The following is a 21,779-nucleotide window of genomic DNA, read 5'->3' as shown; positions in this document are numbered from 1 at the left end:
GATCAGCGACCAGCTATGGTCGGATAGCTCGTAGCGTCCTGCCATACCTCACCTATGCTGCTGCGGCATAGGAAAAATTAGCAGAATCTACTTTTCGTACAAAGCCTAGCATACGGCGGTCAGGTTCCACCCGTTAATCGACATCGGCCGAGTAGGCCACGTCGCGCTGTGTTTCGAGTGCCTGAAGCCGCGCTTCCAGCGCTTGCTTGATGCCTTCATATGCCGAGCTGCCGAGTGCCAGCCGCAAGGGGGGCGCCGGCTCGTCGGCGGCGGCGATCATGGCATCGACCGTTCTGGCGGCATCGCCCTTTATCTCGAAACTGCCATCTGCCACGGCTCGCCTGACATCGCCTGCCGGTGTGGCGTCATAAGCCTCCATTGATTCCCCGCGCACGAGTCCAGTGGCGAAATCGGTCGCAGTGGGGCCCGGTTCGACCAGGATGAAATCGATCCCGAACGGCGCCACTTCCTGCGCTGTCGATTCGATGAAGCCTTCGATGCCCCACTTGGTCGCGTGATAGAGCGAAAAGTTGGGATAGGCCTTCTGGCCGCCTTCGGAGGAGACCTGCACGATGCGCCCGCCTCCCTGGGCGCGCAAGTGGGGTAGCGCCGCGCGGATCAGCTGAATCGAACCGGTGAGATTGGTTGCAATCTGGTGGTCGATCTGTTCATCGCTGAGCTCTTCGGCGGCGCCGAAAAGCCCATAGCCGGCATTGGACACCACCACATCGACTCTTCCCATACGGGTGAAGGCTTCACGAGTGGCCTCGCGGATCCTTGATACATCGGTAAGGTCGAGGGTCAGCAGCGTGAGGCGTTCGCCATGGATCTGCTGCAGTTCGTCGAGAACGCCCTGCCGGCGCAGCGTGGCGACCACGCGGTCGCCACGCGCCAGCAGGCGTTCCGTCATCAGTCGGCCGAGGCCTGAGGATGCTCCGGTAATTAGCCATGTCTTGCTCATTGCGCGATTCCTTCCTTCAGTTGGGTTGGCCATTTCATGGTGGTGCACCCGATTGGAAAGAAGAAGTAGGCTAGTATGATATGAACTAGTGAGAGTATTTCACCAATGGGCGTGTCAAGGGTTACCAAATCGAAAGTGACCAAACCGAGAATGACCAAGCCGACGCTGGCCGACCTGGACGCCTTTGCCGTAGTCGCCGCCGAGCGCAGCTTCCGGCGCGCGGCTGATCTGATCGGTATCTCGCGCTCGGCATTGAGTCACCGCATGCGACACCTGGAAGAGCAGCTCGATGTACGGCTGCTACACCGCACCACCCGCAGTGTGTCGCTCACGGATGCCGGCAGCCGACTCCTGGCACGCATGACGCCCACCTTGAGGGAGCTGAATGCCACGCTGGACGCTCTCTCCGACGACCGCGGCGAGCCCAGCGGCCTGCTGCGCATCAATGCCAGCAAAGCGGCCGTCCGGTTGCTGCTCGCCCATGTCGTTCCCACCTACCTGAGCCGATACCCGGCGGTGGAACTCGACCTCGTCAGCGAAGGGCGACTCGTCGACATCGTCGAGCAGGGCTTCGATGCCGGGGTTCGGCTTGGCGAGGCGGTGCCCCAGGACATGATTGCGGTGAAGTTGGGCAGTGATGTCCGTTTCCTGGCAGTAGCCTCGCCGGCCTACTTGCGCCGCTTCGGCACGCCCAGCGTTCCCGACGATCTTCACAAGCACCGTTGTATACGCCAGCGCTTGCCCAGCGGTAAACGCTACCGCTGGGAATTCGAGCGGCGAGGGCAGGAAGTGGCCATGGACGTGCCCGGCGCACTGACACTCGACGAAAACGACCTCATGGTCGAGGCGGCGGCCGACGGCCTCGGCATTGCCTACGTTCCTGACATCGCGGCTAGTGACCGGCTCGCAGCGGGCCAGCTCGTGGCGGTACTGGAAGATTGGAGCCCGCCATCTCCCGGCTTGATGCTCTACTATCCCGGACACCGCCATGTGCCGGCCGCGCTGCGCGCCTTTATCGATCTGCTGAAGGCGACCGAGACTCAGGCTTGATGGTTCGTCCTATTGAGGGAAATTCGATGGGCTTCATCTGGCCGAATTACCCATCGCCTAGGTAGTCTCGTCCTCTTCCACTGCCGGTTCCACCGGGTCGCCATTCTCATCCACCAGCTGCTGGTCATACGCCGCCTGCAGGCCGGTGTCTTCAACTGCTGGTTGTTCCTCTTCTTCTGCTTCTGCGGTTTCTGTTGCCTCCTCTGTCCAGTCGGCCCAGTAGTCGATGTGGCCCGGGTATATCGGAGACAGCATCGACGCCAGGATGCCGACCATCGCGAAGATGGCAAAGGCATCGGCATAGCCGAGCCTGTCGACCAGTGCGCCGATGACCGGTGAGCCGGCTGCCTGGCCAAGTGCCACCGCCATAAAGGGCAACACCGGCCCCATCGAGAGCCGCCCCGGCAACAGGCGGATGCCGGTCATCAGATAGAGCCCGGTCAGGCTCATATAGGCAAGGCCAAAGACCAGCGCCGAGAACATTGCCAACCCTAGCTGCCCTGGGCTCGCAGCGAGCAGTGCCAGACTCGAGGCCAGCATCATCAGCATCAAGGCTTGGGTAATCGGCGGGTTATTGCGGTCGGCCAGATCACTGATCATGGCGCCCCCGAGGCCGGCGATACCGACGGCGAACCACAGCCAACCGGTGTGGCCGGGAGACAAAGCGCCGAGGGTAACCGCCAGATCTGGCGCAAACAGCCAGTACGGCGCAGATACGAAGCCCATGATAAAGGCGAACAGCGTCAGCCGGATGAGGCGGGACCACTGCTGACGGTTGAGTGGCGGCGGAGGTACGGCGTTGGCCGGCACGATCCGCGATACAGAGGGAATGAAGAACCATGCCGCCACGACCCCGACGCCCGCCAGCACAGCGAACATGGCATAGGTGAAACGCCAGGCATCGAACAGGAACACCACCGTGGGTACCGCCACGATGATACCGATGCTGGTACCTGCGTTCATGATCGAACTGACCCGGCCGTGCATCGTACGGCTGACCAGCGCCTGCATGGCGGTAGTCAGAGCCGGCATCATCAAGCCAGTGCAGATGCCGCAGGTGAACACCCCAATACCCAGCGACATCGCGCTCGCAGCTTGACTGATCAGCGTCAAGCCGCCGGCACCGAAACAGCCCGAGATTACCGCCAGGTTGCGCGCCCCGAGGCGATCAGCGGCGAGTGGCGCGACCAGGGTGGCAAGCACGAAACTGATAAACGGCAACGCCCCGATGATGCCGATCCGGTGAGCCGTCAGGTCCAGCTCGGCGCTGATGGAGGGGACGAACAGGCCGAAGGCGAAGCGCGCGAGCCCGTAACTGATGGCGATTAGCCCGGCACCAAACAGAGCGAATCCCATGTTCGACAAGGTTCTCATTGAGCACTGCTCCGGGCTGCCGCCAATAGGGTGTCGACCATGGCGCGGGTGTCCGCGAGGGCCGTCTTCGCACCCAGCAGGGCCACCGCCGTGTTACTGCCTTCCAGCACCATGAACAGATGCCGTGCCAGGCCGGCGTGGTGATCTAGCCCGTCGCGGGATACGGCGTCCTCGAGGCGCGTCAGCAGGTCGATCTTGGCGGCCGCCGCCAGGGCATGGATCTCGGCGCTGTGCTCGGCGAACTCGCCCATCGCCTTGGCCATGATGCAGCCATGCAGGCTGTAGCGCTCCAGCCAGTCGCCGTGCGCCTCCACCAGGGCCAGTGTGGCCTGGCCCGGTGTGACGCTAGCCGTTGCTGTATCGAGGTGGGCAAGGAAGCGCTCATGACGGGCCGCCAGCACGGCCATCACCAGCGCCTCCTTGGAGGCGAAGTGATTGTAGAGCGTCATGCGTACCACCCCGGCTGCTGCGACGATGCGGTCGATGCCGGTGGCGTGGAAGCCCTGCTCATGAAAAAGCTGCTCGGCGGTGGCGAGCAGCTGGTCGCGCTTGGAGGCTGGCATAGGTGTCCCTTCCTATATAGACCGATCTATCTAAATGTGGATGCATTGCAGTACAAGGGCCCGGTGGTGTCAAGCGATGCTGCAGTGAAAATCGTCTATCAGGGAGCGGCAAGAGCAAGTGGCGCATGCTCCGCGGCCCTCGCGCCGCCACGCCGGCGGATGGACCGCTGAGCCTCCAGATCGAAGAGTGGAAGGTGCCGACGCTGGGCCAGCGCTCCCGCGATCCGGTGGAAGCGCCGGACGGCAGCATCTGGTGGGTGGGGCAGTGGCTGGACATCCTCGGCCGGCTCGACCCCGATGCGGAGACCTTCCAGAGCTGGCCGATCCCCTCCGGCCCGGTGTATGCCGGCATCCTGCCCCATATGCGCACCACCCTGGATAGTGCCGCGCTGCTGATCCATCAGAGCGGCACCAACCATATCGCCCGAGTGACCGTGGAGGACAATGGCGCTGCTGCGGAAGAGGCTGAGTAGCGGCTACGTTCAGCGCAGTACGAAGCGCAGGAGGCGCTCGGCCATCTTGCCGAACGGGGGGCGCAGCAGCGTCGCGACGTTCCAGCGGCCCTGCGCGAAGATCCCCTTGGCATGGCTGAGCCGGCGGAAGCCTTCGATGCCGTGATAGGCACCCATGCCACTCGCGCCGACGCCGCCAAACGGTAGATCGTCCTGGGCGATATGCAGCAGCGTGCCGTTGAGGGTGACATTGCCCGAGGTGGTGCCGTCGAGCACCTTGCGCTGGGCTGCCTTGTCATCGCCGAAGTAGTAGAGCGCCAGCGGGCGAGGGCGCGCATCGACGAAGTCGATGGCCTCCTCCAGCGTACGATAGGTGAACACCGGCAGGATCGGCCCGAAGATCTCCTCCTGGGCGATGGCCATGTCGTCGCTGACATTGAGCACCACTGTCGGGCGCATCGCGCGGGGGTGTGCATTTTGCCCCTTGTGGCCGACCTCGCGCACTGTTGCACCTTTGGCGAGGGCATCCTCCAGCAGGTCGTTGAGGCGGGCCAGGTGACGGTCGTTGAACACCCAGGTGTAATCCTCGCTTGCGGGGCCGTCGGGGTAGGCGGCCACCACTGCCGCCTCGTAGTGGGTGAGGAAGCCCGCCAGATCCTGCTCATGGACCAGGGCGTAGTCGGGGGCGATGCAGGTCTGGCCGCCACTCACCAGTTTGCCGAACACGATGCCGTTGCAGGCATGGTCCAGTGGGTGCCCCGCCTCGATGATCACCGGCGATTTGCCGCCCAGCTCCAGCGTCACCGGTACCAGATGCTCGCTGGCCGCCTGCATGACCTTGCGCCCGACGGCGGTGCTGCCGGTGAACATCAGGTGATCGAAGGGCAGGGCGGAGAAGGCCGCGCCCACCGCCGCATCGCCGTTGACCACCGCCACCTGTTCCTTCGAGAACAGCCCACCCAGGATCTCCTCGAGCAGTGAGTTGATCGTCGGGGTGAACTCCGACGGTTTCAGCAGCACCCGGTTGCCGGCCGCCAGTGCCGTTGCCAGCGGCATCAAGGCGAGCACCAGGGGGTAATTCCACGGTGACATGATGCCGACGACACCTAGCGGCTGATACTCGACCCGTGCCGAGCCCATGCGCATATGCAGCGCAACATGGCGCTTTTCCGGGCGCATCATGCGGCGCAGATGCTTGTGCAGATAGTCGATCCCGCTGATCGTGCTGCCGAGCTCCATGACGCTCGTCTCGTGGCGTGAGCGATGACCGAAATCGGCATTGATGGCCTCTTCGAGCTGGCGGCGGTTCTCGATCAGCGCGGCGCGCAGCGCAGCAAGATCGGCCCGCCGCTCGGCAAGCGACGGCGCGCCATCCCGGCGATAGGCCGCGCGCAGTGCCGACAGCAACTGGTCGAGATCGACGGCAGGCGAGGCGTTTGACTGGCCCTGGCCCCTCATGACGTGAGCCCTGGGCGGTATCCGCTGTCGCTCAAACGCTTGGCCAGTGTGGCAATGTGGGCGGGGCCAACCTCGCAGCAGCCACCGACCACGCTTGCCCCCTGCGCGACCCATCTCAAAGCATGCTCGGCGTAGGCGGCAGCGTCGAGATCGGTACGCGACGCTAGCTTATCCACCGTGCCACCGGGCTGCAGCGGGGCCACGGAGGTAAAGCCGTTGGCGTATCCGCCGAAGGGCGCGTCGAGCTTGGAAAGCTCATCCATGGCGGTAGTCACCGCCTCCGGCATGGAGCAGTTGACCACGACTCCTGCCGCGCCGAGGGCGACGACCTCCCGGGCTGCTGCGGCCAGCGACTCGCCGGAACGCAAACGCGAGCCGTCGCTGTCGTCCACCGTAAACGCCACCCATACCGGACGCTGGCTCTCCAGCGCCGCCATGGTCGCGGCACGCGCCTCGCGGATCAGCGACATCGTTTCACACAGGAACAGTTCGACCCCGTCGGCCTGGAGCGCCACGAGGCGCCGGTAGTCGCGCTGACAGGTAGCGTCGTTCGGCACGCTATCAGGGTGGTAACTCGCCACCAAGGGGGGCAGGCAGCCTGCAATCTGCACCTCTCGGCCGCTCTCCTCGCGGGCCTGATGAGCGGCGCTCAGCGCTGCGGCATGCAGCGGCTCGAACAGAGCGGGGTCGCCGTCTCGCGCCAGACGAATCGGTGTGGCGCTGTAGTTGTTGAGCTTGATCACCTGGGCGCCGGCCTCAATGAAATCGCGGTGAGCGGCGGTGACCAGATGGGGCTCGTCGAGCATGACCTGGGCGGACCACAGCGGTGAGGCGGGTTGGCGGCTGCGTTTCCGGAGTTCCTGCCCCATCCCGCCGTCGAGCAGCACTACATTTTCCTTTCTAGCACGCATCAGGCCACGATCCTTTTCCAAGGTTACCAGTATGACGCTGTCAGCTTACCAATAGCTCGCCACCATGGCTTGTGGCGTGTATCTAGATGGGTCGCGGGTCTTTTGCTGGAGCGGCATCCATCACTGTAAATCTTTCTTTTTTGTTAAAAATGAGAAGTATTAGCACTATGATGGGCCATTGCGATCAACGCCACCGTCAGGAGTCCTTTATGCTCGATGCCAAGGAAGCTACCTATGCGAATAATGGAAGATCCCCTCTGCAGGTCATGGAGCCTCGCAACGGATCGCGCAACATCGCCGTTTCGAAATGAAGCTCGGCTTCCGTTATGGGTTGTGGGCCTTCGTTTGTATTAGCGCCCTAGCGCCCAATCCAGTCATTGCCTCAGCCGATATAGTGACACTGGATTGGACAATTGCCGAAACGCTGGTTGCCCTGGACAACCCGCCTGTTGGGTTAGCCGAGATTCCCCAGTACCGGCGTTGGGGTGGCGCCGAGCAATTACCGTCAGACGTTATTGATGTTGGCCTGCGTGCGCAGCCCAACCGTGAGTTGATTGCTCAGCAGGCTCCCGATCACATCCTGCTTTCGCCGCTATTCATGCGTTTGAGCGACCAGCTGAATACCATTGCGCCTATCACTTCGCTGGCCAATTACCAACTTGGCGATCCACTTTGGCAACGCCTACAGCGCACAACGCATACTCTGTCGGCACTGAGCGGCAATCACGACGCAGCCTCCACGCTGATTGATGTCGTTGAAGGGTATCTGGATCAGCAAAAAGCGTTATTGGAAGCGCAGCCACCATTACTTGTCGTGCAATTCATTGACGCCCGCCATCTGCGGGTATATGGCGAGAACAGTCTGTTTCAGGCGGTGCTAGAACGTTTGGGGCTGACCAATGTTTGGCAACAACCTACCAATCAGTGGGGGGTTGCCACGGTAGCGTTAGAAGAGCTGTTGACCTACTCTGATGCGGCAATCATTGTCGTCGAGCCGCTCCCTTCAGGCATGAGTAATGATTTTTCTGACAATGTACTTTGGCAGCATCTTCCAGCTGTTCAAGAGCACCGCGTATTTCGCCTGCCAGCGGTGTGGAGTTTTGGCGGAATTCCATCAGCAGCGCGCTTCGCTGAGTTGCTCAGTGAAGCGCTATTAGCCCGTTGAACGAAGCTCTTTAAAGAGCGCCTAGAAGTCCAATGCGGCGGAGAGTTTTACCGTGCGCGGCTCGCCTTGGGTCAAATAGCCGCCGGTGGCCGAGGCCCAGTAGTTCTCATCGGTGAGATTTTCGACATTGGCGCGTAGGGTTAGCGTGTTCGTATTCAGCGGCATGGCGTAGCGAACACCCACGTCCCAGCGCGTCCAGGCATCGACTTCGAGCTGATTGGCAGCGTCCAGATACTGGCTGCCATTTCGCACTGCGCGGCCGCTAAGCGTCCAGCCGGGCGCTTGGGGAATGTCCCACTCGCCGCCTAAAACCACGCGATAACCGGGCACCCCAACCGCGTTGTTGCCCTGGTGAGTGCCATCGTCGGTACGCGTCAGCTCAGGGTCAATCCACATGGCGCTACTCAGCAAGCGCAGGCCGTCCAGTGGCTCACCGTAAACACTCAGCTCCACACCACGGTTACGCTGCTCACCGTAGTAGCCGTAAATGCCAGTTTCGGCGTCAAGAAAGGCATTGGGTTGCTCGATTTCAAACAGGCTCACACTACCGCCCAGATTGCCCAGATCGATTTTGGCGCCGATCTCACTCTGTTTGGCTTCGATCAAACCAATATTTTGCCCAGCATTCACCGCCGTGGTGGGAGCCGTGTCGCCCGGCTGTAATGCTTCGATGTGGTTGGCATAGAGTGATAGTGAATCTGTCGGTTTAACTACGACGCCATAAACAGGCGAGAGGCGGGTATCGCTGAAACGGCTATCAAAGTTACCGTCGTAATCATAGTTGGTGACCTCGACTTCCTGGTAGCGTGCGCCTAAGGTAAGCAGCAGCCGGTCATCCAGAAAGCCCAGCGTATCGGAAAGCGATACGCCGTTGTTGCGCGTTCGGCTGCGCAGGTTGGGATTACTCATATCCCCATCGCTCCAGTCCGGCGCTTGCAACGGCACATCGACTGGCTGATAGATATTGGTAGCGCTAGGCGTAAACAACACCATCTCATAGGCCGACCGGGTGGTGCGATAGATACTCGAGTAGCCGAGATCCACCTGATGGCTAACCGCGCCCGTATCGAATGCCCCACGCACACCAGCCTGCCCACCAATACTTTCAGCACGATAAGGCACTTCCATCTGGCCGATAGTGGATGAGCCGTCTGCTGCATTTACCGTCGGCGAGCCATACATGCCGCTTTCGCGAGTGTTGTTGCCGCCCACTGCTGCATAGGCGGTCCAGCTGTCAGCCACATCGTACTCGCCGCGCAGCATCGCGAAGTTGGTCTTCAGCTCTGTATTGGCCCACTCTGGTGCATAGTTGGTACTGGCGGAGGGGGCATCTGGCACACGGGTCAAGCCACCTCCTAAGTGTACTACTGAACGGCCACCGTTCACGGTGTGGCTTTGATGGCCAATATCCAGTGAGGCGCGGCCGCGTTCACTGCGATAATCCAGCCCCACTACGGCGGAGGTTGCGCGACGCTCTTCATCATCAATCGCCCTATCCCCCCGGCCACGCTCAATGCTGGCGCGAACGCCGAACTGATTCTGATCGCCAAAACGCCGCCCGAGCTCCAGGCCACTTTCAACGTAGCCGCTGTCGGTCACCCCGGTGGTCAGTTGCGTGAGTGGTTCATCCGGCGCACGTTTGGGCTCAATATTGATCGCTCCGCCAACGCCGGAGCCACTGGGTGAAACGCCATTGGCAAAGGCATTGGCACCTTTAAACAGTTCCACGCGTTCGGCAATATTGGTCGCGACTACCTGGCGCGGCAATACGCCGTAGACGCCACCATAAGCAATATCTTCACCATCCAGATCAAAGCCGCGAATTTGAAACTTTTCCGCGTAGTTGCCATAGCCAAAACCGCTTTGTACCGATGCATCATTGATTAACACATCCGCCAGCGTCTCAGCCTGCTGATTTTCGATTAGCTCAGCGGTAAACCCAATCACATTGAACGGTATATCCGCTGCATCGCGTTGCCCCCAGGTACCAACGCGTGCACCGGCAGCCACTTGGCCACCGGCAAAAGCCGGGGCGGGGCGATCACCACTCGCGGTTGCCTCCCCAATCACCGTGACGGTCTCAAGCGAAGCACTGTCGCCGGAAGGTGCTTGCGCCCAGACAACGCAGGGCGTCCCTAGCAGAATGAACGTGAGCGTACGCCAGGAGGGGGCAGGCAGGGGCATGAGGTTTCCTCTGTGCTAAAGGCTATAGGTTTTACACAAGGATGATAATATAAAAACTATTCTAAAGTATAATCATTATTGTTTGGTGTTTAGGCGCATTTGCCATCGCTCGTCTAGTAGAGGCGCGGCCCATACCGTAGGGCCGCAGAAAACGATGGGGCAGTTTTATTGCAGCGTCTCCTCCAGCAGCAGGGCGAGGCGCTTGTGGTGCAGGTCATCGGCGGCGGCATCGTAGGAGGGGGCGTCCTTGGCCGTGAAGCCGTGGGCGGCACCCTTGTAGAGCTCGGTGGTGAAGTGTATGCCGGCGGTGGCCAGCGCCTCGTCCAGGCGGGCGATCTGCTCTGAAGGCAGCAGCTCGTCCTTGTCGGCGTGGCCGAGATAGACGCGCCCCTCGATGGTGCCGATCACGTGCACGGGGCTATTCGGGTCGTCGGCCACTGCCAGCCGCGCCGAATGGAAGCCTGCCGCAGCGGCAATGTGGGTGGGGTGCTCGGCCGCCATGCGCAGCGCGAAGGCGCCGGTCATGCAGTAGCCGACCACGCCCAGCTTGCCAGCAGCGAACTCGACCTGCTCATCGATGCACGCCAGTAGCGCGGCAAAGTCGCGGGATTGTGCCTCGGGCGTGAGGTGGCCGGCATACTCGACCAGCGTCGGTCGCACGTCCGGGTCGCGGAACGACTTGCCCTCCGGCACCACGGGGCCGTACGCATCGCGGTAGTAGACGTTGGGCATCAGCACGGCATAGCCGCTGTCCGCGATGCGCTGGGCCTTCTCGTGATAGCAGGGACGCAGGCCGCCGATATCGGTGAACAGCACCACCGCCGGCAGGGGTTCGTTGGCGTTCCCGGGGGTAAAGAGATAGGCGTCGATGGTGCCATCGGCGGCGGGGATGTCGATTGCGCGAGACATAACAGTACTCCGGTTGATGGATGGTGGTCGACGGTGGCTATGGGCGAATGTACCAGGGACGCTTCTACCCTGGCCTTCAGCCCTTGCCGGCGACCTCGAGAATCGCCTGGCGCAGTGCCTCGGGTGGCTGTGCGCCCGAGAGGCCGGTGGTGCCATTTAAGATAAAGGTTGGCACACCGCTCACGCCCAGGCGCCGCGCCTCGTCGAGGCCTGCCTTTACCTCGGCTCGACCCTGGTCGCCCGCGAGAAAGGTGGGTATGTCGATATTCGCTAGCCCGCCGGCCCGGGCAGCGCTGGCGAGTACCGCGCCGTCGCCGATGTCCTCACCCTCGACGAAGTAGCGCTGGAAGAGCGCGCTGACAACGGCCGACTGGACGCCCTGTTCCCCGGCCAGCCAGATCAGCCGGTGGGCGTTGAAGGTGTTGGGCGTTCGCGCCATGCGCTCGTGGTGGATCGTGATGCCGGCCTGGTTGGCGGCGTCCTCCACCTGGGCGTCGAGCTTTTGGGAGCGCTCCCAGGAGCCGAACTTGGCGGTGCGATAGTCGCGCCGCGACAGCCCCTCGGCGGGCATGTCGGGATTGAGCTCGAAGGGGTGCCAGGCCACCGATACGCTGATCTCTTCGGGTAGTTCGGCCAAGGCGAGATCGAGGTGGCGCTTGCCGATGAAGCACCAGGGGCAGATGGCATCGGAGATCACGGTGATGTCGACGTGGGGCATGGTCGCTGAGCTGCCGGCTAGGGTGGTTCCATCGCACCATAGCATCTCACGGTCGTGATTCGTGCCCCCAGCTACTATGCTGGGGAAGACCAATGACAGGTCGCTCAAACTACTAGGAGAAGTTGATGAAAATTCGCAATGCAGCAGTGATCGGTGTGGCACTCGGGGCCTTTTCCCTGGCGAGCATCGCAGACGAGGGCAACGGCCCGACGGCCAGCGTCGAATTCCTCGACAACCACGGTGAAGTGGTGGGAGAGGGCACGATCGAGCAGGGCCCGGTCGGGATAGTGATCAACTTCAGCATCGATGGCCTGGAAGAGGGCTGGAAGGCCATCCATATCCACAGCGTCGGTACCTGCGAGGATCACGATGAAGGGTTCCAGGCTTCTGGCGGCCACCTCAACCCCGATGATGCCGAGCACGGCTTCCTCAACCCGGACGGCCCGGATGCCGGCGACCTGCCCAACTTCTACGTCCACGGTGACGGTAGCGCGATGGTGGAGATGTTCAACGAACGGGCCAGCCTCGACGGCAGTATTGGTGGCGACATGCTCGGCGATGACGGCACCGCGCTGGTCATCCATGAAAATCCCGATGACCATATGAGTCAGCCCATCGGTGGCGCCGGCGACCGGGTCGCCTGTGGGGTCGTGCAGGGCGACTGATCCTATCCTCAGCGCGTCAACAATCCCTCGGCGAGCGCCTCGCCGAGGGGCCAACTTCTCATGGAGGGCTGCATCACCTCGTCCGACAACCATAGCTTTGAGATGATTCGCCGCAGCGGCGAGTGCGTCCTCAATCTGCCGACCACGGCGCTGACCGACTAGGTAGCGTCGTCCGGCACGCTATCAGGGTGATAACTCGCCACCAAGGGGCAGGCAGCCTGCAATTCTCAATGAAATCGCGGTGAGCGGCGGTGACCAGATGGGGCTCGTCGAGCAGCACCACATTTTCCTTTCCAGTACGCATCAGGCCACTACCCGCAAGGCATTCGCCAACGCTGACCCAAGAGATACCGTTCATTTGAACGGGGAGCGGTCCGCGGTGCCTTGGTAGGTTGATGGCAGGTGCGCTGCCGCTGGGTAGAGCACTGTCCAGACAACAATAGGGGGAGTGCACACGATGGCGTTTTCAGCCCTTTCATCCACAGGCACCTGTCGGACCGCCAGTCTGCTGGGTGCTGGTCTGCTAGTGGCAGTTGCGGCGCCGGTCAGCGCCGACCCGCTCGAGGAGCGGATGCCCCCGGGCATGCTGATCGAGATGGTGGACCCGACGCTCTGTTCGCCGCCGCCAGAAGAGATGTCCGATGCCGAGATCATCGCCATGCTCGATAGCGACGATCCGGATATGGCGCCACCCATCGCCGGTGTCTGGGAGCGACAGGACGAGCACTGGCGCGTCTACGGCCAGGGCTGGTTCAACGACAGCAGCAGCGGGCTGGTCGTCGGCACCATGCTGATGCTGAGAAGCGATAGCGACGAACTGCAGTACCTCTGCATGGTGCTGTCGCCCCACGCCGAGACATCGATGGTGGAAGGCGAGGCCGCGCTGGTCGGCCCGGATGTGGAGGCCATCGATGGGGACACCTTCATGGCGATGGGGATGTTGGGAGAGCGTCGCGAAGGAGTGGGCGAGGTGCTGGCCGATACCGGAAGCGTCCACTTCGAGCAGGCGGCAGATGACACCCTGGAATGGCGCCTGACCTTCGATGGCCACCTGGTCGGAATGGACGGTCAGCCACCGGAGGATGCAGAGCTATCGCTGACCCTGGAGGGCGAGCTTAGCCGTGATGCCTCGATGCGGGTCGTCGACTGGGGGCGTGACGACCTGGTGGACGCTTCCGCGCCAAGCGTCAGCGAGGAAGAGCTGGCCGAGGTGAAGGCACTGTTCATGGAGGACATGCGCCTGGAAGTAGAACCGGTCGTGACGCCGGACGGCAGCGATATCGTGCAGCGCATCGTCTATCGCTACGACTACGACACCTTTGCCTCGCTCAGCGACGACAGCGGCTGGCGTAGCACCCGCGAGCATTTCTTCTACCAGGATGGTGATCAACTGCGGCCCTTCCAGCGCCCCTCCAGCGATACGGACCTGAGCAGCTTCTTCGGCGGCTTGCTTGCCACCGACTTCGTGCTCGACGAGGCGTCCGCTGACGACTTTCGCGAGCTGCTGATGACCCTGACCGGTGAAGACTTCTTCGAGGAAGAGGACGTCAAACTGGACAACATCGTCAACTTCCGCCCCGACGAGTGGATCTTCTTTACCGGCACCTTTTTCGACAACTACAAGGCCTTTGTGGTCTACACCGACGATGACGGGCACCCGGAAAAGGTCCTTTACCGGCTCAAGCAGCAGCCGGTGTCCTGAACGCGGGATGGGCCAGTAGCGGCCCATCCCCACCGTTTCCCTAGCGAAACCTTCATCGAGACGAATCTAACCGGAGAGAGGCCCGCTTGACGAGGTCGTAACTGGCCCACCATGCATAGCGACAGACACCAGACGAGGAGCCCCACATGCTCGGTGCCATTGCTGGCGATATCATTGGCTCGGTGCACGAATGGCGCGGCACCAAACACCAGGACTTTCCGCTGTTCACACCCTACAGCCGTTTCACCGATGACAGCGTGCTCTGCGTGGCGGTCGCCGAGGTGCTGCTGTACGGCGGCGACTACGTCGATGCCTTCCATGACTACTTTCATCGCTATCCGGATGCCGGCTTCGGCGGCGGCTTCATGCGCTGGGCGGGCAACCGGGAGCGGCAGCCCTACTACAGCTGGGGCAACGGCTCGGCCATGCGGGTGCCTCCGGTGGGTTTTGCTGCCACGTCGCTGGAGGAAGCGCTAAGCCTCGCCAAAGCGAGTGCCGAGGTCACCCACAACCATCCCGAGGGCATCCGTGGCGCTCAAGCGGTGGCTGCAGTGATCTACCTGGCGCGTCAGGGCGCCGACAAGGCGAGCCTGCGCGCCGAGGTGGAGGGGCGCTTCGGTTATGACCTATCCCCAACCCTGGACGAGATCCGCCCGGACTATCGCTTCGACGTCTCCTGCCAGGGCTCGGTGCCTCCGGCAATACTCGCCTTTCTGGAGGCCGATAGCGTCGAGTCAGCCATCCGTAATGCGGTCTCGCTTGGCGGCGATGCCGACACCCAGGCGTGCATGGCGGGCGGCATGGCTGAAGCGTTCTATGGTGGTCTGCCCGAGTCACTGCGAGGCGAGACATTGGCACGGCTGACGCTGGCGTTGCGCAAGGTGGTGGAGGCTTTCGAAGCCAAGTTCCCGGCCTCCTGATGGCTGGTGAATCACCGCAATCCAGGCCTTCAATTCCCGACGGCCAGCGTCAGCCCGTCAACAACCCCTCGGCGAGCGCCTCGCCGAGGCGGTCGACGGCCAAGGCTAGCTTCTCGTCGATGATATGGAGATACTCCGTCCAGTCATCGACGTGGTGCAGCTCCGCCTTGCCGTCCGATATGCCGCGCAGCAGCACCAGCGGCACCTCGAAGCGCATGCAGGCGCGCAGGCAGGCATAGCTCTCCATATCCACCATCTCGGCGGCGATAGCGTCGTAGGCCGCGCCCGAGACGATATTGGCCCCCGTCGATAGCGACGCCTCGGCAATGCCGGGAATATGCAGCGGTAGCGGAAGGGTAGCTGGCAGGCCGAGAAAGGGCGTGACGCCCATTTCGAAGCCCAGCGGCGTGGCGTCCATGTCGCGGTAGGCAACGGAGGTCGCCTGATAGACCTCGGTCTGCTCCAGCACCCGGCTGCCGGCCGACCCCAGCGACACCACCAAATCCGGCAGGCGTCCGCGCTGGGCGAGGGTAGACAGTGCAGCGGTCAACTCGACCGCAGCTTCGACGGGGCCAACGCCGGTTATGAGCGGGGTGAAACGCTGCCTCAGATGCGGGCCGTACTCGGCCTCGGCGGCCATTACGAAGAGAACGTTGCGGCCGCCGAGTGTCGTCAGTGTGGGCGTGCTGGCGGCATCGGCCTGGGCGTCATCAGTAGCTGAGCTTTTCATCGGTGCTGCTTGCCTTGCGGTGGGGGCTTCATCTCAGTGTACTGGCTTGATCAGCGTGTTATCAGCTCCTAGGCAGTATCACTGCCACGCTGGCGCGATATATCAAGCGAATGGTTGATCACCAAGGATCTAATACCCTGGAGCCTTGAGAATGAAAAAGAAGCGATGGCAGTCACCTGCCATCGCTTCTCAATCGTCCACTAGCGAGCTATCGCAAATGGCTAGTCAGGAGCTAGCGCGATTAGAAGCTCACAACAACACCCACCTGGAACAGGCTCTCGGTCGGGTCGAAAGTCCGGGTGCCCCACTGCTTATCAAAGCTCTCACTGGAGTAGCGGGTCTGTGACCAGTCGAGGCGCAGCGCGGTCTGGGCACCGATAGCAGTTTCCATACCGACGCCGTAGCGGAAGCCGCCGAAGGTGTCACTATCGATTTCGCTATCGAAGTTGGGGCCAGCGTAGGTCGCTTCGAACTTGGTGCGCTGATAGCCCAGGCGAGCGTAGACGTCGGTAGCCTCAGCGATGCTGTAGCCGGTCAACAGGGCAATGCCGTAGCTGTTCTTGGCTTCCAGCTCGTAAGAGGTGCCGCTGCTGTTTGTCCAGCCGCCATCGGCGTTGGAGGTGCCGATGTTGACCTCAGGGGCGAGGAAGACTCGTGGGGTCACATCGAAGCGGGCGCCCGCAAAGACGCCACCAGCCAGGCCACTAACGGAGTAGTCTTGGCTGTAAGAGCCGCCTTGCCAGGTTTCGCTGTCTTCCATGTCGACGTTCTGGTAACCGAGCTGGCCACCGACGTAGAAAGTCGGCGTAGCAGCCAGAGTAGAGGCAGAAGCCCCGAAAAGAGCGGCTGCAGATACAGCGAGATTCCGTATTCCCTTATGTTCCCTGCTATCAAAAAGTCCACATGCTCAGTTTAATTAGGTGGACGGTCTTGGAGGACCACATCTGTATAAGAGATGCGCGATAAGAGTAAACACCTGCCAAGGTGCAGAAAGATGGGATAAAGGGCCTGAAATGCTTTATGTTAGTAATTTAGAATGTGTTTACAGACGGCTGAAAAATGGGTAAATGTGCTGTGCTGCCTTATCCAGCAAGCGTTACTCTTCAGCCACGAAGGCACTGCCCCGTAGGCACCCTTCCGGTGCCGGGAATGGCCTCCACTACTCTGCCAAAGCCGGCGCGTTACGCGGCCCAATATCAATACACTCATCGGCAAGTGCCAGCACCTGCTCACGGTGGCTGACGACCACCAGGGTCTCGACGCGGGCTCTTAGTGCCTGCATCAGCTGAATCTCGCGAGCACTATCCAGCGCCGCCGTGGGTTCATCGAGGATCATGGTGCGTGTGCCGCGCAGTAGGGCTCGGCCAATGGCGATGCGCTGCTGCTCCCCTCCGGAGAGATTCCTGCCCTGTACGCCGACATCCCGATCCAGCACGCCTTCGCCGGAGGTTTCTCCGCCGATCCGTTCTAGATCCAGGAGGTCGACGAGTGCCAGCAGCGCCTGGTCAGCGACGGGCTGAGGGTGCGCGTACAGCAGGTTCTCGCGAAGGCTACCGCTAAAAATCAGCGGCGCTTGGGGGACGACACTCACGTCGCCAAGGATCGCCTCCGGTGATAGGCGGCGAACACTGACGCCGTGGAAGAGGATCTCGCCGGCCGCCTGGGGCTCGAGCCCCAGCAGGGTCCTCAACAGCGTGGACTTGCCGCTTCCGGATGGGCCACGCACCCCGTACATCTTGCCAGCCTGAATCTCCGCACTGAGCGGCTCGGCGGACGTGGCGTCATCGGCGCGTAGGGTAACCTCACGCAGCGTGAACACCGGCTGCTGGCGATCTAGGGCGATATTGGCTTCGGCCTGGGGCTCGGTCGGCAGGTCAAGGTATCTAAGGCCGTCACCGAGGGCGACGTAGTTCTTCTTGAGGTCGATCAACGCCGCCGCGATCATGACGAACGGGGAGGTGAGCTGCACCACATAGGTCGTGATCATGATGAAGTCGCCGACTTGGTAGCGCTGGCGTAGCGTTTCGCTGACGGTATAGAGCGTGAACCCACCCAGCACCAGGCCCACCGCGAGCACTTGCCCGCCCATCAAGCCGCTGAGCTTGGCATGGGTCCCGTATACGGTGTGAACGTAGGTGCGCAGGTGCTGGTCCAGGGTGCGCTCTTCATGTTCGGCCGCGCGGTTGATCTTGATGTCGTACAGCGCGCGCAGGCGCTCGGCGAGGAATTCACTCAGCTGGGTATGCGTCTGGTAGAAGTGCTTATGGATGCGGGTGGTCGCATCGGCAATTCGGTAGGTGAGTGCGAAGAGCACCACGATGGCCAGGATAAAGGCGGCCGCGAAGGAGAGGTTGATCACCTGCCACAGAATAGCGAAGACGAAGCAGAGCTGGATTACCACCGGGGCGATGGTCCAGAAGAGGGCGTGGTTGATCAGGCCAAAGCTGCTCATGGCGCGGTTCACATCGGCCATGACCACACCCGTATCGAGCTGATGCTGCGCCTGGTAAGGCAGGCGAAAGAGGCGTCGCACAACGCTGGAATACACGGCCGCATCGCACCTGGCCATCACATATGAACTGGCGAGATTCTTGCCCCACTCCATCATATTGCTCAACGTCCAGCCGACCGCATAGGCTGTGGCGAAGGCGTAGATCATGCCCACCGCCGCCTCACCCGACTCCTCCACCAGCAGGTTAGTCGTCTGCCGCAGCAAATAGGGAACCGCAGCGCCCACCGCCGCTATGCCGATCATAAGCAGCAGCACCAGCACGAGGTGGACAAAGAATCGCGGATAGCGTGCCTGGACCAGCTCGAGCCCGCGCCGGTAGGTCGTCACGTAGGATGAAGGAGGGGCATTTTTCATGGCAGGGCTAGCCGCGGCTGGGCAATCTCGTATGAGTTGGCTGGATCAGATATAGAAGTGTAATGCATTCTCATATGCGCTTAAAATAATGAAGCAGGAGAGCGTCTATCTAATGCCATACAGACAGGTGACAACAGCGCCCCCAACGGATAGCTTTTTCCCACTAAAGCGTCGGCTGCACCGCAGCGCCATCTCAAGAATAAATCTTCACAAACAAGCTGGCTCGACACCATGACAATGCACCAATTCTCCTCCGTGGACTTTCCCTCGAATGAACGGCTCGACATGGCGCATGATATTTATGCGGCGATGGCCTCGGTCCAACTCGACGTTCCGCACAAGACCGCCCCGGAGATCGATGTTCGCATTCATTTGCTGCCCGGCGTGTCGATTGCCTTGGTCACCTCGTCGCCGCTGGTCGCCATGCGGGGAAGATGGGAGGTCGCCAACAGCAGTGACGATCTTTCGTTACTGGTGTGCCCCGACGGCGAGGGCGAATGGGTATCGCGCCAGAAGGAAGAGATCGTCTGCAGGCCGGGGTCTGGCTGCCTTGGCATCAACGGTCTGCCGGGCCGGGTCGAATTCCGTGGCCGTCGCAGCCGCTTTCTGAGCATCTCCTTTTCGCGGGATCTGCTGGGGCCGTCCATCGCCGATCTGGACAAGGCCGCGAAAACGCCACTGGTGGCAAACCGATCGAATCCGCTGCAACTGCTGACCCGACTGGCCATGACGTTGACCAGGCCGGATGCACCGGTGTCGGGCGAGCAGGCGCCGATGATCGTCAATCAACTCATCGATCTCGCCTTGCTATCCCTCGGTGCAAAGCCGGAAGCCCAGGCACTCGCCCGGGGACGCGGGCTCAGGCAGGCGCGGTTCAGGGCAATCAGGGCGGACATGGCCGTCCTGGCGCTGCGCGGGGACATTACACTGCCTGAGGTGGCCGGCCGCCATGGCGTGTCACCGGGCTATCTTCGGGCGCTGTTTCGCCAGGCCGGGACCAGCTTTACTGACGTTCTCCTGCAGCAGCGCCTCGAGCGAACGTTTCTCTGGCTTTCCAATACTCGCCACGCGGAAACGCCCGTCAGTACGATCGCCTTCAATTCGGGCTTCAACAATCTCTCCTGGTTCTACCGCGCTTTCCGGCAACGTTACGCGATGGCTCCCAACGAGGTGAGAGAGCGAGCGGGCATCCTGTAGAAGACCGTCGCGCGGAGCAGGCTTTCCTTCGTGATGTGGCGCTGAGTGGAGGCGTGTTGCTGTTTATGCATGTTACTTAATAAGCAGCCACTCTCCACAAGCCATTGATCATCGAATGTCGAAGCCAAGTGTCATGCAAACAAATCGAAATACTCTGCGGCCTACGCAGGAATTGACGGACGTGACCTCTCCGAGGCCTTACGTCCTGAGGATGCGACCCGCCGCCGGTGTGGCGATTGCCTCCATGCTGGTCGTCCATATTGGGGTTACCTGGGCCGGCGATACCACCGTCATTCCTGAGGGTCAGGAGATCATCGGTACCGATGCCGCCGACAGCCCTTTTGATCCTGCCGATAATGGCGGCGCTGGGCTGGATCACTCTGGCGGCAGGCTGATCAATGAAGGTCTGATCCGCGGCGGCTCCGGTGGAGTTGGCTTTCAGGACGATGGGGGTGATGGGGGCCTCGGGCTGAGCTTCAGTGGTGAAACCCTCGAAAATTATGGCGTCATTGGAGGTGGCTCCGGCGGTGGCAGCAGCTTTCACCAGGCCGGAGACGGTGGCACGGGCGTGATGGTTACCGGCGGAAATTTTGTCAACGAGGGGCAGGTCAGCAGCGGGGACGGGGGCCCCGGTGTTACCAGTGCATATGGCGGAGACGCAGGGACGGCAGTGGTCTTCAACGGTGGGGATCTCACCAATTCCGGATCGATCGAAGCTGGCGATGGCGGTCGGGGCACCTCTGGGACCATTGCCGGGGATGGCGGTGTTGGCGTGAACTTCATTGGCGAAAACCTCTGGAATGAAGGGACCATCTCCGGTGGGACAGGCGGTCCCGATACCTGGGATCGTACCGGAGCGGGTGGTCATGGTGTTGTGTTCACAGGGCAGAGGCTGGAAAACAGCGGCACGATAACGGGCGGCAACAGTGGTCCTTCAAACTTCGGAATCCGTCCTGGCGGCGGTGTCGGTCTGACCGTCGAGGAAGATGGCAGCTGGGTCATGAATGCCGGCGAGATCGCCGGGGGTGTCGGTGGCAATGGGCGGGCCGATGCCCTGCGCTTGAACGGCGCCGATTCCACGCTCGAACTGATCTCCGGCTTCAGCTTTAACGGCAACGTGAGGGCTCATGGCGCCGGCGCTACGCTACTGCTCAACGGCGATGACGATGCCAGTCTGAACCTCAGCCAATATCATGGATTCGACCAGCTGGAGAAAGCTGGCGGTAGTTCGTGGACATTGACCGGCGAGAAAGAGGCTCAGTCTCTTGCGATCGAGGAGGGAGCCCTCGTCATTAACGATGGCGGTGCGCTATCACTTCTGGATTCGGGGGGTGGAGCCCGCATCGGCGCTGCACGGTTGATCATCGGGGGAGACCCGGCTGATGCAGGCGACGCCCCAGATCCGGGTTCGCTTTCAGCCGATACGATCCGGTTGCAAAGCGATATAGCCAGTCTCGAGTTCAATCACGGCGGTGCCGATTACAGCTTCGATGCTGCCCTGGTCAGCGAAAGTCCGGGCTTCGGGGCCCTCGACCACCATTCAGGCACCACCTCCTTGACCGGGGACAGCGCCGGTTTCTCAGGCACCACGACGGTTTACGGCGGCAGATTGCTGGTAGGCAATGGCGTGCTCGGTGGTTCGCTGGACGTTCACTCCGGCGCCACCCTGGGCGGTGCAGGGACGATCGGCTCGGGAGCCGGTTCCCTGGTGACCATCGCATCGGGTGGGACCCTCGCCCCGGGCAACTCCATCGGCACGCTGACCGTCGATGGCGATCTGACCCTGGAGAGTGGCGCCATCAGCGAGTTCGAGCTGGGCGCTCCCGGCTCGGCGGCTGACCCCGCATCCGGCACATCCGACCGCATCAACGTGGGCGGTGACCTTGCCTTCAATGGCACGGTCAACTTGAGCCAGAGCGACGATCCCGATGATGGCACGGCAGGGGTCGGCTAC

At 61.8% G+C, this 21,779-nt stretch carries 18 protein-coding genes and 1 pseudogene; 8 read left to right on the top strand and 11 right to left on the bottom strand.

The features are described from left to right. Positions 1–133 precede the first annotated feature (133 nt). A complete protein-coding gene (locus tag IEI94_RS11540) occupies positions 134–961 on the bottom strand; it encodes an SDR family oxidoreductase (RefSeq protein WP_191167452.1) in 828 nt (275 codons plus the stop codon). A 150-nt stretch (positions 962–1,111) separates the two neighbouring features. Between IEI94_RS11540 and IEI94_RS11535 the strand changes: the two genes are divergently transcribed. Next, a complete protein-coding gene (locus IEI94_RS11535; protein WP_191167451.1) occupies positions 1,112–2,011 on the top strand; it encodes a LysR family transcriptional regulator in 900 nt (299 codons plus the stop codon). A gap of 57 nt (positions 2,012–2,068) precedes the next feature. Here the strand turns inward: IEI94_RS11535 and IEI94_RS11530 are convergent, their stop codons facing one another. Together IEI94_RS11530 and IEI94_RS11525 are read right to left on the bottom strand one after the other, a co-directional pair. Continuing rightward, on the bottom strand, positions 2,069–3,385 hold the full coding sequence (locus IEI94_RS11530) for an MFS transporter (protein WP_191167450.1): 1,317 nt from the start codon (positions 3,383–3,385) through the stop codon (positions 2,069–2,071). Beyond that, positions 3,382–3,948: a TetR/AcrR family transcriptional regulator gene (locus tag IEI94_RS11525; protein ID WP_191167449.1), complete on the bottom strand. Its 567-nt coding sequence runs from the start codon at positions 3,946–3,948 to the stop codon at positions 3,382–3,384. Before IEI94_RS11525 ends, IEI94_RS11530 begins: the two co-directional genes overlap by 4 nt. Before the next feature lie 125 nt (positions 3,949–4,073). Between IEI94_RS11525 and IEI94_RS22620 the strand changes: the two genes are divergently transcribed. Then, positions 4,074–4,421, top strand: a complete 348-nt coding sequence (locus tag IEI94_RS22620) for a hypothetical protein (protein WP_224750093.1) — start codon at positions 4,074–4,076, stop codon at positions 4,419–4,421. Between the two features lie 9 nt (positions 4,422–4,430). Here IEI94_RS22620 and IEI94_RS11515 read toward each other — a convergent pair whose 3' ends face one another. Together IEI94_RS11515 and IEI94_RS11510 are read right to left on the bottom strand one after the other, a co-directional pair. Then, positions 4,431–5,858 carry a coniferyl aldehyde dehydrogenase gene (locus tag IEI94_RS11515; RefSeq protein ID WP_191167448.1) on the bottom strand — a complete coding sequence of 476 codons (1,428 nt, stop codon included), beginning with the start codon at positions 5,856–5,858 and terminating at the stop codon, positions 4,431–4,433. Beyond that, the gene (locus IEI94_RS11510) at positions 5,855–6,769 is read right to left on the bottom strand and encodes a homocysteine S-methyltransferase family protein (protein ID WP_191167447.1); all 915 of its coding nucleotides are present in this window, start codon (positions 6,767–6,769) and stop codon (positions 5,855–5,857) included. The genes IEI94_RS11515 and IEI94_RS11510 overlap by 4 nt, the downstream gene beginning before the upstream one ends. Positions 6,770–7,076: 307 nt before the next feature. Between IEI94_RS11510 and IEI94_RS11505 the strand changes: the two genes are divergently transcribed. After that, positions 7,077–7,934: an ABC transporter substrate-binding protein gene (locus IEI94_RS11505; RefSeq protein WP_191167446.1), complete on the top strand. Its 858-nt coding sequence runs from the start codon at positions 7,077–7,079 to the stop codon at positions 7,932–7,934. A 21-nt stretch (positions 7,935–7,955) separates the two neighbouring features. Here the strand turns inward: IEI94_RS11505 and IEI94_RS11500 are convergent, their stop codons facing one another. The 3 genes from IEI94_RS11500 to IEI94_RS11490 form a co-directional block, all read right to left on the bottom strand. Further along, the gene (locus IEI94_RS11500; RefSeq protein ID WP_191167445.1) at positions 7,956–10,118 is read right to left on the bottom strand and encodes a TonB-dependent receptor; all 2,163 of its coding nucleotides are present in this window, start codon (positions 10,116–10,118) and stop codon (positions 7,956–7,958) included. Positions 10,119–10,283: 165 nt separating this feature from the next. Continuing rightward, a complete protein-coding gene (locus IEI94_RS11495; RefSeq protein ID WP_191167444.1) occupies positions 10,284–11,027 on the bottom strand; it encodes a dienelactone hydrolase family protein in 744 nt (247 codons plus the stop codon). 76 nt (positions 11,028–11,103) lie between these two features. Further along, on the bottom strand, positions 11,104–11,745 hold the full coding sequence (locus IEI94_RS11490; protein WP_191167443.1) for a DsbA family oxidoreductase: 642 nt from the start codon (positions 11,743–11,745) through the stop codon (positions 11,104–11,106). Between the two features lie 125 nt (positions 11,746–11,870). On the opposite strand from IEI94_RS11490, the gene IEI94_RS11485 reads away from it, so the two are divergent. The 3 genes from IEI94_RS11485 to IEI94_RS11475 all read left to right on the top strand — a co-directional run bounded on the left by IEI94_RS11485 (position 11,871) and on the right by IEI94_RS11475 (position 15,032). Continuing rightward, positions 11,871–12,410: a superoxide dismutase family protein gene (locus IEI94_RS11485; protein WP_191167442.1), complete on the top strand. Its 540-nt coding sequence runs from the start codon at positions 11,871–11,873 to the stop codon at positions 12,408–12,410. 457 nt (positions 12,411–12,867) lie between these two features. Next, a complete protein-coding gene (locus tag IEI94_RS11480) occupies positions 12,868–14,112 on the top strand; it encodes a hypothetical protein (protein ID WP_191167441.1) in 1,245 nt (414 codons plus the stop codon). A gap of 146 nt (positions 14,113–14,258) precedes the next feature. Further along, the gene (locus IEI94_RS11475; RefSeq protein WP_191167440.1) at positions 14,259–15,032 is read left to right on the top strand and encodes an ADP-ribosylglycohydrolase family protein; all 774 of its coding nucleotides are present in this window, start codon (positions 14,259–14,261) and stop codon (positions 15,030–15,032) included. A gap of 49 nt (positions 15,033–15,081) precedes the next feature. Here IEI94_RS11475 and IEI94_RS11470 read toward each other — a convergent pair whose 3' ends face one another. The 3 genes from IEI94_RS11470 to IEI94_RS11460 all read right to left on the bottom strand — a co-directional run bounded on the left by IEI94_RS11470 (position 15,082) and on the right by IEI94_RS11460 (position 18,628). Continuing rightward, entirely contained in the window at positions 15,082–15,762 is a 681-nt protein-coding gene (locus IEI94_RS11470; RefSeq protein WP_191167439.1) for a 5'-methylthioadenosine/S-adenosylhomocysteine nucleosidase, read from the bottom strand. A 241-nt stretch (positions 15,763–16,003) separates the two neighbouring features. Further along, a complete protein-coding gene (locus IEI94_RS11465; RefSeq protein ID WP_191167467.1) occupies positions 16,004–16,633 on the bottom strand; it encodes a porin family protein in 630 nt (209 codons plus the stop codon). 288 nt (positions 16,634–16,921) lie between these two features. Beyond that, entirely contained in the window at positions 16,922–18,628 is a 1,707-nt protein-coding gene (locus tag IEI94_RS11460) for an ATP-binding cassette domain-containing protein (protein WP_191167438.1), read from the bottom strand. 231 nt (positions 18,629–18,859) lie between these two features. On the opposite strand from IEI94_RS11460, the gene IEI94_RS11455 reads away from it, so the two are divergent. After that, positions 18,860–19,825: a helix-turn-helix transcriptional regulator gene (locus IEI94_RS11455; protein WP_191167437.1), complete on the top strand. Its 966-nt coding sequence runs from the start codon at positions 18,860–18,862 to the stop codon at positions 19,823–19,825. A 244-nt stretch (positions 19,826–20,069) separates the two neighbouring features. Next, positions 20,070–21,779: pseudogene (locus IEI94_RS11450) on the top strand (hypothetical protein); the annotation flags it as partial.

Source organism: Halomonas sp. ML-15 (assembly GCF_014779595.1).
In the GTDB taxonomy this organism is placed as follows: domain Bacteria; phylum Pseudomonadota; class Gammaproteobacteria; order Pseudomonadales; family Halomonadaceae; genus Franzmannia.
The sequence above is the reverse complement of the archived record's forward strand: the minus strand, read 5'-3'. Positions and strand labels throughout refer to the sequence as shown.